Origin of the sequence: Nonomuraea phyllanthi (assembly GCF_006334985.2) — a bacterium.
GTDB classification, from domain to species: Bacteria; Actinomycetota; Actinomycetes; order Streptosporangiales; family Streptosporangiaceae; genus Nonomuraea; species Nonomuraea phyllanthi.
In genome coordinates, this window is the sequence record NZ_VDLX02000011.1 from 1 (window position 1) to 16,124 (window position 16,124).

Annotated in this window: 13 protein-coding genes; 8 read left to right on the forward strand and 5 right to left on the reverse strand. The window is 69.4% G+C overall.

Translation table 11 applies throughout. The features are described 5' to 3' along the window. The first annotated feature begins 380 nt into the window (after positions 1–380). Together FH608_RS27570 and FH608_RS27575 are read left to right on the forward strand one after the other, a co-directional pair. Entirely contained in the window at positions 381–992 is a 612-nt protein-coding gene (locus tag FH608_RS27570) for a TlpA family protein disulfide reductase (protein WP_193318649.1), read from the forward strand. A gap of 64 nt (positions 993–1,056) precedes the next feature. Then, positions 1,057–1,911, forward strand: a complete 855-nt coding sequence (locus FH608_RS27575) for a cytochrome c biogenesis CcdA family protein (protein WP_226899966.1) — start codon at positions 1,057–1,059, stop codon at positions 1,909–1,911. A gap of 894 nt (positions 1,912–2,805) precedes the next feature. Here the strand turns inward: FH608_RS27575 and FH608_RS27580 are convergent. After that, positions 2,806–4,224 carry an alkaline phosphatase PhoX gene (locus FH608_RS27580; RefSeq protein ID WP_139633536.1) on the reverse strand — a complete coding sequence of 473 codons (1,419 nt, stop codon included), beginning with the start codon at positions 4,222–4,224 and terminating at the stop codon, positions 2,806–2,808. Between the two features lie 406 nt (positions 4,225–4,630). On the opposite strand from FH608_RS27580, the gene FH608_RS52990 reads away from it, so the two are divergent. Then, positions 4,631–4,822, forward strand: a complete 192-nt coding sequence (locus FH608_RS52990; protein WP_226899967.1) for a hypothetical protein — start codon at positions 4,631–4,633, stop codon at positions 4,820–4,822. Between the two features lie 373 nt (positions 4,823–5,195). Here FH608_RS52990 and FH608_RS27590 read toward each other — a convergent pair whose 3' ends face one another. The 4 genes from FH608_RS27590 to FH608_RS27610 form a co-directional block, all read right to left on the reverse strand. Further along, positions 5,196–5,663 (reverse strand): GNAT family N-acetyltransferase, encoded by a 468-nt coding sequence (locus FH608_RS27590; RefSeq protein ID WP_139633537.1) that lies wholly within the window; start codon positions 5,661–5,663, stop codon positions 5,196–5,198. 919 nt (positions 5,664–6,582) lie between these two features. After that, on the reverse strand, positions 6,583–6,927 hold the full coding sequence (locus FH608_RS27600) for an RNA-dependent RNA polymerase family protein (RefSeq protein ID WP_226899968.1): 345 nt from the start codon (positions 6,925–6,927) through the stop codon (positions 6,583–6,585). Between the two features lie 501 nt (positions 6,928–7,428). After that, a complete protein-coding gene (locus FH608_RS27605) occupies positions 7,429–8,049 on the reverse strand; it encodes a DUF6461 domain-containing protein (RefSeq protein WP_152315450.1) in 621 nt (206 codons plus the stop codon). Positions 8,050–8,061: 12 nt separating this feature from the next. Continuing rightward, positions 8,062–9,483 carry a hypothetical protein gene (locus FH608_RS27610; RefSeq protein ID WP_139633539.1) on the reverse strand — a complete coding sequence of 474 codons (1,422 nt, stop codon included), beginning with the start codon at positions 9,481–9,483 and terminating at the stop codon, positions 8,062–8,064. A gap of 319 nt (positions 9,484–9,802) precedes the next feature. On the opposite strand from FH608_RS27610, the gene FH608_RS27615 reads away from it, so the two are divergent. The 5 genes from FH608_RS27615 (at position 9,803) to FH608_RS51685 (ending at position 16,111) form a co-directional block, all read left to right on the forward strand. Continuing rightward, positions 9,803–10,315 carry a hypothetical protein gene (locus FH608_RS27615; RefSeq protein WP_139633540.1) on the forward strand — a complete coding sequence of 171 codons (513 nt, stop codon included), beginning with the start codon at positions 9,803–9,805 and terminating at the stop codon, positions 10,313–10,315. After that, positions 10,315–12,672 (forward strand): LamG domain-containing protein, encoded by a 2,358-nt coding sequence (locus tag FH608_RS27620; RefSeq protein WP_193318650.1) that lies wholly within the window; start codon positions 10,315–10,317, stop codon positions 12,670–12,672. The genes FH608_RS27615 and FH608_RS27620 overlap by 1 nt, the downstream gene beginning before the upstream one ends. After that, positions 12,669–13,619: a polyprenyl synthetase family protein gene (locus FH608_RS27625; RefSeq protein WP_139633542.1), complete on the forward strand. Its 951-nt coding sequence runs from the start codon at positions 12,669–12,671 to the stop codon at positions 13,617–13,619. Before FH608_RS27620 ends, FH608_RS27625 begins: the two co-directional genes overlap by 4 nt. Then, positions 13,616–15,697: an FAD-dependent monooxygenase gene (locus tag FH608_RS27630; protein WP_193318651.1), complete on the forward strand. Its 2,082-nt coding sequence runs from the start codon at positions 13,616–13,618 to the stop codon at positions 15,695–15,697. Before FH608_RS27625 ends, FH608_RS27630 begins: the two co-directional genes overlap by 4 nt. 108 nt (positions 15,698–15,805) lie before the next feature. Continuing rightward, positions 15,806–16,111, forward strand: a complete 306-nt coding sequence (locus tag FH608_RS51685) for a hypothetical protein (RefSeq protein ID WP_193318652.1) — start codon at positions 15,806–15,808, stop codon at positions 16,109–16,111. Positions 16,112–16,124: the final 13 nt, after the last annotated feature.

Below are 16,124 nucleotides of genomic sequence, written 5' to 3' on the forward strand. Positions count from 1 at the left end.
CACCACTACGCTGGCCACGAGGTCTCCGGTATTTCGTTCTTCTTGGTCGTTGAACCATCTACCGGAGACCTCTTCGTTCAACGATCACCGACACGCCTCACACGTGATCTTTCGAAACACGGCCTAGTGCGAGCGAGGGGGCTGCCCCTACTGATCGGCGGCATCCGGCGCGGAAGTGGGAGGACACGCAGGTGTAGGCCGACGGCACGAACGTTCAGGTAAGCGGCGGCGCCTTCCAGTAGCCCGTGGAGGCTTGAGGGCCGCCGTGTTGGCGTGTCCAGGAAAGGCGCCGCACCAGCTTGTACTCGATCGTGCCGGCTGCCCTCGCCGTCATCGGGCTGTAAGAAGTGCTGTAGAGCAGCACTTCTAGGATGAATGGCATGATCCCAGTACGAGCCGCGACCGTGATGGCGACAGCAGTCCTGCTGGCGGCCGGGTGCGGCGGGCCAGGGCAGGGCGAGGCGGCGAATGGCACCACGTCTGCCTCGGCGACCGCCACCATGACCTCCGCGCCGACGGCGGCCCCGTCGGCCTCCGCGACGCCCGAGCCGACCGCGTCGCAGGAGACGGCGAGCAACGGTTCCGTACCTGCCGCGCTGGAATTCTCCGCCCGGACGCTGGACGGTGAGACCTTCCAGGGGGCGAGCCTGGCCGGCAAGCCCGTGGTCTTCTGGTTCTGGGCGCCGTGGTGTCCCAAGTGCATGTCCGAGGCGCCGCACGTCAAGGCCGCCGCCGCCCAGTACGGCGACGTCGCCTTCGTCGGCGTGGCCGGGCTGGACACCGAGGCGGCGATGAAGGAATTCGTCCAGCGCACCAAGACGGAGAACTTCCCGCATCTCTCGGACGAGAAGGGAGCCGTGTGGACGAAGCTGGGCGTCAGCCAGCAGTCCACGTTCGTGTTCATGAAGCCGGACGGTACCACCGCCAAGGCGTCCGGACCGCTCGGCAAGGAGCAGCTGGACGAGCTCGTCCGCGCGCTGCGCGACGGGTGACGGCGGTGCCCGGACCTTTCGAAGGGGCAGCGACGCCCGGACCCTGCGGCGGGGGAGCGCCCGCGTGAGCTCCGCCGACCTCCCGCTCGCCCTGGCGCTCACCGCCGGGACCGTGGCCGCGTTCAACCCGTGCGGCTTCGCCATGCTGCCCGCCTACCTCACCCTGCTGATCAACGATGAGGAGACCACACGCCGCGGTCCCGTCGGACGGGCGCTGATGCTTTCTGCGGCCATGACCGCCGGGTTCGTCACGGTCTTCGGCCTGTTCGGGCTCGCGGTGACCGCGCTGGCGGTGTCGGTGGGCGGCTACCTGCCGTGGGCGAGCCTGGTCATCGGAGTGGTCCTGGTCGGGCTGGGCCTGTGGTTGCTGTCCGGCAGGGAGCTGCTGCTGCGCCTGCCGAGCCTGGCCACCGGCCGCCTCACCACCTCACCGCTGTCCCTGTACGGCTACGGCCTGTCGTATGCGCTGGCCTCCCTGTCCTGCACGGTCGGGCCGTTCCTCGCGGTCACCTCGGCCTCCCTGTCCGGCAGCGGGCTACTCGGCGGCGCGGCCGCCTTTGCGACCTACGCGCTCGGCATGGGCCTGGTCATCGCCGTGCTGTCGCTGGCGGTGGCGTTCGCCCGCGCCGCCGTGGTCGCCAGGCTACGGCGCCTGATGCCTTACGTGTCCAGAGCCAGCGGCGCCCTGCTCACCCTCGCCGGGCTGTACGTCGTCTATTACGGCTGGTACGAGCTGCGCGTCTTCGCCGGAGCCGACGCCGACGACCCCATCGTGAGCACCGCGACAGCCCTGCAAGCGGCCATCGCCGACTGGCTGGCAGGACTTGGCACCGGCTGGATCATCGTCGCGCTCGCACTGCTCACCGTCGGGGCGCTCGCGCTGCGCAAGGCGCGAGGGCGCGATCGAACGCCTGAGTGATGCCACAGCGCGGCATCGGGAATGTCCGCTGGACCAGCACGTGAAGATCCCTCGGACCTGCGCCTGCCGGGTCAACGGTAATCGCCGCGTGCGGACGATGACCTTGAAAGACCCGACTTCCGGTCAGGAGAAAGCCAGCGGGTCCAGAACGCCCCGCGGGGCGATCGGGCGGAGACCGCTCGCGACCGACGCCTTCGCCATATACGGCTCGTGAATCGGGCACCCGGGCGAACGTGAAGTGGCCGCCACACAGTACTCGCTGCCATTGGCAACGCTCGCGATGATCGACACCATCTGACTTGCGTCCTTGAGGAGTGACAGTGCCCAGACGCGGTGAAGCCCGAGGCGGTCTGCAGCGTCGTGGCGCGGAGCTGGGCGTGGTGGGGTCCCGTAACGCGGCGGACGGCCGGATCGCCGCTCTGGCCCCGCATGAGCGTTGGACAGCAGCGCCGGCGCTTCGGTGGCCGAGTGCGTCACGGTCCGCGTCGGTGGGTCGTTCACGACCGGTTCGTGCTCGACCGCACGCCGTTCTATGAGTTCCGCCGCCGACCCGTACCAGCCCGCCCGTGATACGCCGGCCCGTGGGCGGCGCGGCCTCTGAATATGGGTCGGGCCAACTGGATGCCGGGGCCGTGTCCGCGGTGTCGTTGCGTCAGGTCGCTCGGTCGAGGCCGGGCCGAGCGACCTGTTATTTCAGCAGTTCCGTTGGCGGCCGGCTCGTCAACGCGCGAAGGTCAGCAGGCGATCGGGCCGCTCCAGCCGTAGGGCCCGTGGTCCAGGTTGCCGCAGGCCATGTTCCCCGCACCTGACCAGCGGTCACGCCGCCTCACCGGCTCCCGGTCACGACGGGAGCGGAATGGCGCGGCGGCGTCGGCTTCATGGGCCGGGCCCGGGTCAGCGCGGCCCGTCGCCCGGGCGCTGGCTCCAGGGGCCGGTGATGGCGAAGACGTAGCCGGGGGACTGGATGTTGGCGAACAGAATCTGCCCGTCCGCGCTGAACGTCGGCCCGGTGAACTCGCTGTCGTTGAGCTCGTTGCGGGCCATCGGGTAGGGCTCGCCCTTGTCGGTGACGCCGACCAGGTGGCTGAGGCCCTCGCCGTCCTCGGCCAGGATGACACCGCCGTACGGCGAGACGGTGATGTTGTCCGGCCCGTCGTAGTTCGTGTCGGCCTCGGGGTCGGGGTTCACGCCGAAGATGGTCTTGAGCGTGATCGTCTCCGACTCGGGGTCGTAGAACCAGACCTGCCCGTCGTGCTCGTTGACGCTGCCGTCGTCGTGCCGGGCGAAGCTCGCGACGAAGTAGGCGCCCCCGTCGCCCCACCAGGCCCCTTCGAGCTTGCGGCTGCGGGTGACCTGCTCGTCGGTGAACTGCTTGCGCACCGGCACCGTCTTCGCGTCACGGTCGGGCACGTCGACCCACTCGACCTTGTACTTGGTGCCCGGCTGGGTGGCCTCGGACAGGTCGGCGATGTGCCTGCTGCCCTTGCGGCAGCGCATGGCCTCCAGCTTGCCCGCCGTGTCGCCGCCGTCGTTGAGTGCCAGCTTGCGGAGCGCGCCCTTGCCGGCGCGGAAACCCTTCGGCGGGGTCCACCGGAAGTACAGGCCGTTCGGGCCGCCGGCGTCCTCGGTCAGGTAGATCTCGTTGTTGCGCGGGTTGACCGCGACGGCCTCGTGCGCGTACCGGCCGAGGAACTTCAGCGCGACGGGGTCGCGGTTGGCGTCCTGGTCGAACGGGTCGACCTCGAACACGTACCCGTGGTCCTTTTGGTACTTGCCGCCGGCCCGCTGCTCGGTCTCCTCGCACGTCAGCCATGTGTTCCAGGGAGTGATGCCGCCGGCGCAGTTGTTGTGCGTACCTGCCACGCTGACGTACTCGCGGATCCGCTTCCCGTTCTTGTCGACCTCGATGGTGGTGGTGCCGCCGCGCGCACCGGGGTCATAGGTGAGTCCGGGCAGCGCCGGCACGCCGTACGGCTCGCTGCCGCCGATCTCGTGGTTGTTCACGAGGACGAAGCCGTTCGGCCCGCGGAAGCACCCGGTGCCGTCGGCGTCGCTCGGCGTGGGCTCGCCCGACTCCAGCAGGGACTTGCCCGCCTGGGCGACGACCTTGTAGGAGAAGCCTTCAGGGAGGGCGAGCAGGCCGGCGGGGTCCGCGACGAGAGCGCCGTAGCCGGCCGTCTTGCCGAGCCCGGCCTGGGCGGCCCGGGCGGCGGTGGGACCGGCGATGGCCTCGACGCTGCCGGCGATGACGATGCCCAGGCCGCCGGCCGTGCCGGCACGGAGGAGATGACGGCGGGAGATGGAGGAAGTCACAGGTGTACCTTTCACTGCACCAGTAGGCCCTGAGAGCCAACCCCTCGGGCCTTAATGCCTCCCTCTTGTCATTGGGACGCGAAGGTGAACACAGGGATAATTGTCATGTAAGGGGACTATTTCGTACCCCGCTGACGGATGTACCAGTGGACGCCATCAGGCAGGCGACAGGACGGCGGCCCGGCAGCGCGCGGGCCGATTGACCGGGAGCGTACTCGGCCGGCCCCTGCCGTCCCCTTCATCGCGGGGGAGAGTCCGGCATTCGGTGACCTGCTCGACTGGGTGTGCTCCCACCCACCGCCGGCGGCCTCATGCCCGCGGTCGAACTTCCCATGACCACGCCGCGTCTCCCGAGCCCGCCCGAGCGGCTGTCCTCCGAGATCGGGGTGGGAAATTCCCTGCCATCATGGACGGAGTCCTTGCCGAGGCCGGCAGCACGACGGTGCTCACCGGCATTCGGACGCCGCGGATGAACTCCGTCATGGAGCGGTGGGTGCAGTCCTGCCGCCACGAGCTTCTCGATCGCCGCCTCATCTTCGGCACGCCCTGCGCGAGTACGAACGCTTCTACAACCAGCACCGAACCCACCAGGCCCTGAACCAAGCATCCCCGCTGCGCGCTGTCCCCGATCCGATCGCGGACCCACAGCGAATCACCGACCTGAACGTACGCCGATGAGACCGGCTCGGCGGCGTCCTCCACGAGTACTCACATGCCGCTAAGACCCGACAGATGACGCACACACCCACGCAACATCCCAAACCGACATTCTCGACAACGTGCCTGACGTGCCTGACATGCCTTCAACCAGTTGACCAGCAGATTCGCTCAACACCCCAGCTAACCATCGCGGCAAGGCCATGTGGGGCCCACCCGCCCACGCCGCACTGCGGCGCCTCACTGCAACGGCCCATCGCTGATCGATCGTCTCTCCACGCGCTCACCTGCGGCGGAGCAACTCCGCGCAAGCATCAAAGCGGCTGCTCCAGCACGTGTTTCAACTCAGCGAATCCGGCCGCCGCATAGAAGGCCTTGGCGTCCTTGTTGAAGTCCAGCACGTCGGTTAGCAGCCTCTGGCAGCCCTCCCGCCTGCCCGCATCCCGCACGGCCTCGATCAGCTGACTCGCAACCCCGCGTCTGGCCGCTTGTGGATCCACCGCCAGCTGATCGAGGAGAATGAAGGATTCGGCGCGGAGGAACGGGTTTTCCTCGCGACGCACGACGGCAGCCACGGCATATCCGACTGGACGATCAATCTCGGCGATGAAAGCACGCGTGACGTCTTTGACCAGGAGAGCCGCGAAGTAGTCGGTCAGTTCGTCTGCGGGTGGGTCGACGCGGTAGACGTCGGGGCGGTGAGCAGCGTGGATCGCATGAACGTGAGAGTTCAGCAGGGCCAGGATGCCGGCGTCCTCTGCCGCGGCGGCGCGGATCTTCATGCAGGCACCCTAGATCCTGACCGCTCTCAAGAGAGAACCATTTGTCGTGCCTGACAAGATCACCTCTCTTTGACCTGCGGGAAGAGGCTCACTACCCCAGATAAACAGCGCTCCTCTTGAAAGGCGCCGGAATCGCGAGCGCGCCGTACGACACGCTGAGCAAGACCCGGACGAACTCCATCAAAGACGCCGAACCCGCAGAGAGGTCACTGCCTCTGGTGGTGCTGTCCCCGGCTTCACCAAGCCGATGAGCACCCTCACTTCCCTGGCCCAGGACCTGGTCAGCCGCGGGTATGTCGTGGCCGGGCATCGACCACACCGACGAAAGCCACGCCACGACCCTCCCCGGCGGACGGGTCGCCGAATGCTCGCCTGCGACAGTAACTCCGATCCCGGCTTCGGCGCCGGCCTGGTCCAAGGCCGAGCCGCTGACGTCTCGTTCGTGCTCGACCAGCTGCCCTCCAAGTGTGGACGTTCCGGCCGGATCGACCGTTCCCGCATCGCCATGGCCCGGCAGCCGATCGGCGGGTCCAGCGCCATGGCGACCATGCTCGAAGACCCCCGCGTGCGGGCCGGAATCGACATGGACGGCACCGCCTACGTCCGGATCCCCAAGAGCGGCTTCTCCCGGCCGTTCATGTTCCTGGGCTCGGCGCAGCACGTCTCCGGAGGCCCCGCCCCCACGTGGGACCGCGACCGGAAGCCGCTCGCCGGGTGGAAACGCAGGATCGTGCCGACGGGGGCCGAACACCAGTCCTTCACTGACACCCCGTTGCTGTCCGACGCCCTCGGCATCAAGCCCCTCCCCGGCGTTCTGCCCGCGGCGCGCCCCCGAGCTCACCCGCACCTATGTGGCAGCCTTCCTCGACCAGCACCTGAAGGGCAAGCGGCAACCCCTCCCGGACAAGCCGTCCTCGCGCTACCCGGAGGCGAAGTTCTTCCCCAACACCTGTGCTCCGTCCTGAGGCCAGCGGTCCCTGAAGCCCGACCAGTCGCGCATGATCTGATTCAGCCTGATCAGCACGTTCCTGAGGGACTGCTGTGACAACCTGTGCGTCAGGGCACGGATCTTGTCCTTCAACGACCACATCGGCCGGTCAGCGATGAGGGTGTAGACGTACCACTTGTTGCCGCCTCGCTTGCGGCGCCACAGGATGCGGAACCCAAGAAAGTCGAATGCTTCGTTCATGTGCACGATGCCGGTCTTGGCCTGTGACAGGCGTAGTCCCAGCGGGGCAAGCACATCAGCGACTTCTTCGCGCAAGGCTTGGACGTCGTCACCACAGCCGTGCACGAGTACGACGAAGTAAGCCCTGGAACGAGACCGGCTCGGCGGCATCCTCCACGAGTACTCACATGCCGCCCGAACCGCACGGATGGAATTATCGGCAGGCGCAGCTTCGCCACCCCTGATATCACCGCGGCCCTCGACCAGCCCCGCAGGACCCATCCACCCCGCACGATCGACGCCTTCCAGAACGCGATGGCCGGTTACGAAGCCAACATCAACTCGGGCAGTAGTCAATTGACGCGCCCTCACTTAGTTCGTGTCCCCCGCGAAATACTTGGCCGCCCGGCGCAGAATGTCACGCTCCAGCTCCAGTTCCCGGACCCGGGCCTTGAGCTGTTTGTTCTCCTCGGATTTCCATCATCCGGCACTCAAGGTGTCCACACCTCGGGGGAGGCATCCTACGGTCCTCCACAAAAGGGTGCCGCGGGCGCAGGTGGAGATGGGCTTCCTGGGTGTCTCCGGCCCGATGCGGGCCTACGGTGTGGTCGCGGCGCAGGTGAGCAGCGGGCCGCGGGCGACCCGCTCGGGTATCCGGAGACCCGCGACGCGAGTCAGGAAGCCCAGCATGAGAACCATGCGGCTGGGATGGTGCACGCGGCCCGCGTCCTCCGGGCAGGGCATGACGCCCGTCTCCTGCATCTGCGGCTCGAAGCGCGCGGGATCACTGCCGGACAGGCTCCACCGCATCCAGGGCTCGAACGCCACGACGCAGCGGCCGTCCTCGTAGAGGGCGACCTCGTGATCCCCGTTGGGCGTCCAGGAGATGTACGCCGCCCGGGTGCCGGCCGACAGGCGACCGGCCGCGTGCTGGCCGACGGCGGTCATGTCCTCGAAGGCGAACGCCCACTTGCCGTGCGTGCCGACGCGGATCCAGGGGATGGGCCGGCCGCCCTCGTCCAGTCTGGTGTCGTACGCTGCCATGCCCTCCTCAAGGGTCATCATCCGGGCGGCGGCGGGGTCCATGCCGAAGGACTCGATGACCTGCGCCGGCGTCCTGTTGAGGGCGAAGGTCCAGAAGCCGCCCAGCCCGACGGCCATGGGACGGGACACCCATGCCCAGTCCGCCTCGGCCGGGTGCGGCGCGCTCGGAGACATACGGCGGCCCCGCTAGATGACCTGGATCCAGAACGGATCATGGTATCCGGGCATGTCGAGTGTCCTGAACCCACGAATCTGCCGGAGGTAACCGTCTCGGCCCAGTGCCACGTTCAGCGTGTACGGAATGTGGCCGCGCACGCAGAGCTCGAAGCCGGTGGGTCGTTCGAGCGGCACGACCCTCGCGAAATCGAGGGCGAGGTTTCCGGTGCTGCCGCTCTTGGCGGCGATGACCTGGGCGCATTGGGCGCCGTCGGTGATGTGCGGTTTGGGGTTGCCGTTGACGTCCGTCTGCATCGCGCCGCTTTCGTAGCTGGCGTTGAACGGGAACTCGTCGCAGGAGTCGATTTCCGGGCGTCCGGTGGAGTCACGCGGCGGGTAGGTGCTGAGCTGGGCGTTGAGGGTGTCGTCCTGGACGAAGGTCCTGCACATGACGTTCCTGTTGCCGTCCGCGGTGGAGTACAGGTAGTGCATCGGCCGGCCGCCAAGCCGCGAGCCCCACGCGCCGGCGAGGTTCTGCTGTGCCCAGGCGATCATGTCGGCCGCAGCACCGTACAGGGCTCGTTCGAAGATGAAGGTCGGCGTGTGGTACGGGTTCACGCAGCCGGCCCGGGCCCCCGGCAGCGAGCCGTCGCAACGGCCCCACAGGTTGTCGTCGGTGAAGACCCACGGCGGCACCTGGTCCTGCGCGAAGCCGATGAGCCTGGCTCCGGCGAAGCTCAGCGGGACGACGGCTCCCTGGTTGGCGGCGGCTCCGCCGTTCTCCTTCTCGATCCAGCCGTAGGAGTAGGAGTGGCCGGGCACGAGATCGATCTCCATGTCGTCCGGCAGGCCGATGACTTGATCCACCAGGCAGAACCCGGGCTCGTCGCACAGCGACACGGCCTGCGCCCGCGCGCCCGTGGCCAGGGTGCCGGCGCCGTCGTGCACGGTGATGGTCAGGCCGTGGGTCCATGTCACCGCTGTGGCGTCGTAGAGGTTCCACTGCCGGTTGTTCAGGTTGAGCGAGCCGGTGATCTCGACGGTGCCGTCGCTGTCGCGTTCGGAGGTGATCAGCTCCCACCACACCTCGCTGCAGGAGGTGAACCGGTTCGGATCCTGCTTGAAGCTGCCCGGCGATCCAAAGCCGCAGGCGGAGGGCTCATCCGGGAACGCCAGCGGGCGTGGGGCGGCGGTCGGTGTCCGCCGGGTGGCGGCCGCCGCCGAGCGCCGCGCGGCCTCCTCCCCGCGCCAGGCGCGGACGCAAACCTGCTCGCCGCCACCCGTCCCGTCGGACTCCGTGGGCACGTCGGTCTCGATGGATGAGCAGGTGGTGACCGGGTCCGCGCTGGGAGCGGGGCGCCGCGCCGGGTCGGTTGCGGGAGGGGAAGGGGCCGGAGCGGCCCACGCCGGGTGGGGCGGGACGAGAAGCGCCAGGAGGGTGCCGAGGACCATGAGGCATGACGAGAAGCGTAAATGGCCTTTAGTCCGCTTTGTCCTGCTCATGGAGGTCAATGTAAACGTTTTGAGATTTTGGTCCTAGGGCCCCTCTTCTGCACTTTTAGTCGCCCCGATATACGGCCGGGCCGATATGACGGAATGTCCTTATGTAATTACTGTTAATGAATTGCCGAAGATCTCTTGAATGCCGCTATTGGGGAGGTTACGGTCCGGACAGGCGTTATTCAGCTCATGAGATACGTCGTTCCGCTGTGTCGGGAGGGCAGTGATGAGTCCAGGGATGGCGGGCTCCGGCCCTCGGCCGGGCCGAGGAGTGTCACGTCGCCGTGTCTTCTACGCCACCGGGGCGGCTTTGGCCGGCGGGATGGTCGTCACCGGCGGCGCGCTGTCCGATCGGCTGTCGGACGCGGAGCGGGAGATGATCCTCCAGGTGGCCAGGGCGGGGGCGGTCTATCCCGTGGAGCCGCCGGGCTTCGGTGAGAAGGGAAGTGCGCTCTCGCGCGCCACCATGGCCCGCCTGATGGAGGCGGAGGCGAGGCTGTCGCCCTCTCGTATCACCCTCGTCAGGCGCGGCGCCCAGTCACTGATCGCGGAAGGGCTGCGCGGAGCCGGGCAGGCGTCCCTGCTGGCCGGTGTGGGCAAGGTGGCCAACGGCCCGGAGCGCGAAGCCCTCGTGGCTGCCGTGCAGCTCGCGGTCGCCACGGTCATCCGACATTTGGCCCCGGACCGATCGGTTCCGGCCGAGGGATGGGTCGGCGGTCTCGCCCTCCTCCATCGGCGGCAGGAGCAGCCCCGCCGCTTACGACACCTGACGGAGCGCGACTGATGGTTTTCGACTCGGCCACACAACAGCGACTGGATGCCGCACAAGGCCTCATTCTTGACCATTATGGCGACGACCCGAATGTCAACGGCGCGGGAGTCGGCTTCCGCATCCGCGGCGGCCAGTCCACCGGCGAACCCGCGGTCATCGTGTTCGTCACCAAGAAGCGGCCGGCCTCCCACCTCTCCCGCTCACGGCTACTGCCCAGGAAGGTCGACGTCGGCGGACTGCCCGTCGAGGTGGACGTCTACCAGGCCGGTCCGTTCTCCACCGGCGACGCCGGCGCCGCCTCCCTCGAGCGGAGCAGCCTCCTGGGGCTGGGCGAGGTGATCAACGAGCGCATCCGGCCGCTGCGGACGGGATCCAGCGTCTCCGGCACCGATTCGCCGCCGTCGGCGGGAACCCTCGGCCTCTTCGTACGCGACAACTCCGACGGCACAGTCTGCATGCTGTCCAACAACCACGTCATCGGCCGGTTCGGCCAGTCGAACCCGCCGCCCGGGCACGCAATCCTCCAACCCGGGCGTTACGACGACGGCGAGTCCCCCGACGACGAGGTGGCCACGCTGAAGAGGATCGTGCCCACCCCCTACCTGGGCACCAACGTGGACGCCGCCATCGCTGAACTGCGCGACCAGACGGAAGGCTCCGGGTGGTCGCGCAGCGTCGCCCGCGACCGGATGGCGCCGGTGTCCGGCGCCCACCCGGTCGTAGGGATGGTGACGGCGGGGGACTCGTTCGGCGGCACCCTGCTCACCCGGATGGACGCGGCCGTCGAGGCGCTCGACGTCACCCCGATCCTCGGCGGACGCTCCCTCGCGACCACCCTGGGCTCGATCTTCGGCGGGCGCTCGTCCGCAACGGCCTCGGGGCCGATCGCCGGAGTGCTCGCGCCCGTCCCCGGCATGCTCGTGGAAAAGGTCGGCCGGACCACCGGCTACACCTCCAGCGTGATCATCGCCACTGGCGTCAGAGCCCCCGTGTCGACGCCTCGCGGCCCCGTCCTGTACACCGACCTCGTCTTCGTCCCCTATCTGTCCATGGCCGGCGACTCGGGATCGGCCGTGCTGCTCGGCGGCACGGGCAAAGACATCGTGCCGCCCTGGGTGTTCCTGCTGTTCCTGTGCCCGCTCCTGCTGACCGTCGGGACCTACTACGAGCTGCCGCTGGTCGACGACCACGACGTCGGCGACAGGTTCCGGGACGAGTTCCTGACCCAGAGCCGCGTCGGCAGGCTGCTGCTGCGCCTGCCGTACATCAACGAACTGGCGGTGACGGAACGGCTGGCGAACGTGACGGCCAGTCCCGACGAGATCGCGTACGCCGACCAGTACTACTCCACCTACCGGGATTTCATGGTGGAGGTCCTGAACGATCCCGACTCGCCCGAGGTCGTCACCGAGGAGCACCTGGAAGACGCCGGCTTCGTGATCAACGGGCTCGCGCAAACCGTGCTCACCAGCATGGAGGCGAACCTGGCCTTCAGCCTCTACGAAAAGGCGCTCAAGCCGACACTCGGCATGAACCGCCGCCAGGTCCTCGCGTACATGGACGAGCAGAGCCTGTACGACCTCGTGCTGGCGGAACTGGAGTCGGTGCCCTCGATAGAGCTGTACGGCGCCGCCGCGCTGCCACGCCTGCCAGTGCCCGTCGCCTGGTGGAAGTTCGACGGCAACGCCTCCGACTCCTCCGGCAGCGGGCACGCCCTCACCCTCCTCGGCAGCCGGTCGTGGATCGCCGACGGACAGGTGGGCGGAGCGCTGCGGCTGGGCGCCGACGGCCGCGCGGTCACCTCCGGTCCGGTGGCGGACACCTCCGGCGGCTTCACGGTGGCGGGCTGGTTCCGTGCCAGCAGCACGCTGCCGGAAGATTTCTACCCCGGGATCTCCCAAGGGGACGGCGGGGCCGGCTTCGACCTGTCCGCCTACGCCGGACGGTGGTGGTTGTCGGCCTGGAGCGGCGACATCTGGACCGAGACGGAATCGGTGGTCGCCGTGACGGCCGGAGCATGGATGCACCTCGCGGCCGTGTACGATCCGGACGGCGAATTCATCCGGATCTACGTCAACGGTCGCTGGACGGGCCCGGCCGCCCGGATGACCTTCGATCAGCCCGCCCCCGGAGAGATGTCGATCGGCGGCTACAGCTCCGGCCCGTACTTCAACGGCGACATCGACGACCTGCGAGTCTACGACCAGGCGATGACGCCTGCACTGGTCTACGACCTCGTCCACCCCACCAGCGCGGACCCGGCCACCGCCCGGCGGCTCACGGCCAAGCCCCGCCTCGCACCGCCGGCGAAGGCGGAAGACCGCAGGCGGGTCAAGGAGTTCGTGAAGGCCCGCAGGCGTCCCCGGTGACGCCGGGCCTCGTTCTCGGCTCCACCTTGGAGAAGGTGCAGGACCGGCTCGTCCGGCTGGCCGCGAGCCTGCCCGCGCCGCTGCGGGACCCGGTGCGGGCCCTGGTGGCCCGGCCGAGCAAGCTCCTGCGCCCGCGGCTGCTGCTGGCCTGCGCCCGGCTCGGCGCCCCGCCCACCGACCAGGTCGTGCGGGCGGCGGCCATGGTCGAACTGGTACACGTGGCGTCACTGATCCACGACGACGTAGTGGACAAGGCGCCGACCCGGCGGGGCGGCCCGTCGGCGCACGTCCTGGCAGGGCCGGAAGGCGCGATGCTGGCGGGGCTCGCCGTTCTCGCCCTGGCCGGCACCGAGGCCGCCGACCTCGGCGGCGGCGTATCCCGGGTGACGTCGCAAACGGTCGCCACCGTCTCCTACGGCGAGCTGCTCGACGTGGAAAGGGCCTTCGACACCACCCTGTCCATCGACGACTACGTGGAACTGGTACGGAGCAAGACCGGAGCTCTGTTCGGGCTGGCCGCCCGGCTCGGCGCGGCCCTCGCCTCGGCTCAACCCGGGCAGGTGCGCGCCGTGGCCCGCTTCGGCGCGGCCGCCGGGATAGCCTTCCAGATCCTGGACGACTGCCTGGAGATGGACCCCGACCAGCGCCCGGGCAAGCCGCTGCTCACCGACCACATGCTGGGCCTGTTCGGCGCGCCCACCCTGTACGCGCTGCGCGCCGACGAGAGCGGCGACCTCGCGCGGCTGCTGATGCGTCCCGGCTTCGGCCCCGGCGACATGGACGCGGTGCGTGCCCACGTCACCGGGCTCGGCGGCACCAGCGCGGCCAGGACACTCGCCGACCAGTGGCGCGGGCAGGCGGTGGCTGCGCTGGAGGGCCTGCCCGCCGGGCCGGCCAGGGACGAGCTGACCGACTTCGCCGCGCACCTCACGGCGCCCACGCGTTGATCCGGGAGGCGGACGTCCTCGTGGTGGGCGCGGGACCGGCAGGCGCCGCCGCCGCCCTCGAACTGACCCGGAGTGGCCTGCGCCCCTTGATCGCCGACTCGCGACTCCCCGACCCGCAGCATGGCGGCCCGCGGCTTGTCGAGCCGCGACGTGGTGGCCCCGGCGGGCACGACGTGCTGCTGAACCAGGCCACGTTGCGCACGCTGTCGGCCATGGGCCTGGCCGGACGGCTCCGCCTTCGTCCCGTCGAGTCGATCGAGTTGAGACTCGGGCCCCACGACACCACCGCTCAGCTGCCGCCGACCCACCGGTTTCCCGGCGCCACCGCGAGCGTCTGCGACCGGGACGATCTGGACGGCGCCCTCCTCGCCGCCGTCACCCGATCCGCCGCGACCTGTCTGAAGGGAACGGTCGGCGCGATCATCCGCGACGAGGCCGGCCGGCAACTGGCGACGGTCCACCGCGACGACGGACCGCCCGTCACGGTCTCCGCCCGCCATGTGATCGTCGCCAGCGGGTCGCCACCGTCCGGCAACGGTCTCGTCTGCACGCGGCGCATCGCCGGGACAGGCCTCGGCGCGCGGTTCGTCCTGCACCTGCCCGCCCCGCGTACCGCCGATCCAGCGGAGATACCGGTCTGCCTCTGGGTCGCGCCCGGAGCGGAAGAGGGCATCCTCACGATCGGCGCCGCCCGCGTCGGCCCGGCCGACCCCACCGATCTGCTGGACCTGGCCGTGACCACCTTGCGGGCAGCCCACCCCGAGCTGACCATGGCAAGCCCCTGCGGCCCGCCGGTGACGGGCCCGCTGAACAGCTCCTTCACCCCGGGGAACGCGGTCGCCGAAGGGCGCCTGCTGACCGGTGACGCGGCCGGGCTGGTCAACCCGTTCACCGGAGAGGGCGTCAGCTACGCTCTGCAGAGCGGGCTGATCGCCGCACAGGCGGTGGCCGAGCACCAGGACGACCCGCACGCCGCGGGGCGTGCGTACAAGCGCAGGCTCAGCTCAGCGTTCGTCGGCTACTTCGAGACCGCCCGGCACGCCGCGCGGCGCTACCACCTGGGGTGGCGCGTCCTGGTCTCCACGGCGGGCAGTACGCGCCCGGTGTTCGCCAAGGCCAGGCGTGCCGTGCTCCTCCCCGAGGGCCTGTCCGGCCTGACGGCCGCCGAACTGATGCCGATGGACGCGGCGGACGTGGCGACCCTGACCCCGTTCCTGCTGGCCTGCGACGAGGTCGCCGTCAGCACCGTCCGAAAGCAGTGGCCGTTCATCGCCCGGCTGCTCATCGCCGGCGAACAGGGGCCGCACCGGCGCCTGAGACCCGCCGCCCCGTTTCTCGGCGCGCTCCTCTCCGCCGGCAAACTCCCCGACATCACCCGGGCCACCCTCGCCGCCGCCATCGAACTGGCGACCCTCGGAGCCCTCTCCTTCCTCGGGCCGATGCCGCCCGAGCCGGAACGCGGCAGGACCGTCGACTGGTCGCTCACCGCCGGCGTGCTCGCCGGTGACTTCCTCCTCGCGCAGGCCACGCGCCTGGTCGCGGCCAGCGCGCCGGACGTGGCCTGGTCGTTCGCCGACTGGCTGGGCGAACTCGCCGTCCTGCGCGCGCGCCGCGCCCACCCCGGCCACGACGCGGCGGCGGGCGCGGTGTTCGCCTCCCTGCTGGAGTTCCCGGCCCGGATCGGCGGCCGACTCGGCGGCGCGCCACCCAGCGTGATCGAGGCTCTGCGTGAGTACGGTGAGCAGTGCGGGCACGCCTTCATGCACGCCGAGGACGCCCTGGCGCTGCGTGGCGAGAGGACCAGGATGGACCTCGACCTGCGGTCGATGCTGGACGGGCGCCTGTCCGCCATCCCCGACCTCTTGGGGGAGGACGCGGCCTCCGCCGCCCTCGACGGCGACCCGCTGCTGCTGGGGGAGGCCCTGACCGCCACCCTCAAGGCCGGCTTCGCCGCCCGGAACGCGGCCGAGACGGCGCTCGACCGGGTCCCGCACCCTCGGTCGGCCCGGATCCTGCGCGCCTTCCTCCGCGCGGTCACCCAGCCGATGGGCTTTCCGCCGCAATCGCGAAGCGCCTGAGAGCGGAGTCAACACCGCCTCAAAACTGGCGTGCGCCGGGAGGCGCTGTGATGTGAGCGGAGGTGGGAGACTTTCGCCTTCGGACTGTCGCAGCAGGTCGGTGAAGCCGTGGGCACCCTGATCTGGGTGATACCGGAGAGGGCGGGATGGCCCGGCTTGGCAGGCGGCTCTTCCATGGACAGCGACTCCGCGGCGGTCATCACAAGCGGCGTACGTATGCCGCGGATGAACTTCATCATGGAGCGATGGATTCAGACCCGCCGGCGCGAGCTGCCGAACCGAACCTTGATCTGGAATCAGCGCCACCTTCTGTACGCGCTGCGCGAGTTCGAGATCTTCTGTACCGAACACCGACCTCATCGCTTCGACCGCTCATTGATCCCGACAACGACCCGGCCCCGATCAGCTCCTTGAACATTCGCCGGCG

Excerpts from the sequence above, each read along its gene's own strand:
- FH608_RS27610 (WP_139633539.1), bottom strand. The coding sequence starts at position 9,483 with ATGGTCCTCGGCACCCTCCTGGCGCTTCTCGTCCCGCCCCACCCGGCG.
- FH608_RS27605 (WP_152315450.1), bottom strand. The coding sequence starts at position 8,049 with ATGTCTCCGAGCGCGCCGCACCCGGCCGAGGCGGACTGGGCATGGGTG.
- FH608_RS27570 (WP_193318649.1), top strand. The coding sequence starts at position 381 with ATGATCCCAGTACGAGCCGCGACCGTGATGGCGACAGCAGTCCTGCTG.
- FH608_RS52990 (WP_226899967.1), top strand. The coding sequence starts at position 4,631 with ATGGACGGAGTCCTTGCCGAGGCCGGCAGCACGACGGTGCTCACCGGC.
- FH608_RS27590 (WP_139633537.1), bottom strand. The coding sequence starts at position 5,663 with ATGAAGATCCGCGCCGCCGCGGCAGAGGACGCCGGCATCCTGGCCCTG.
- FH608_RS27620 (WP_193318650.1), top strand. The coding sequence starts at position 10,315 with ATGGTTTTCGACTCGGCCACACAACAGCGACTGGATGCCGCACAAGGC.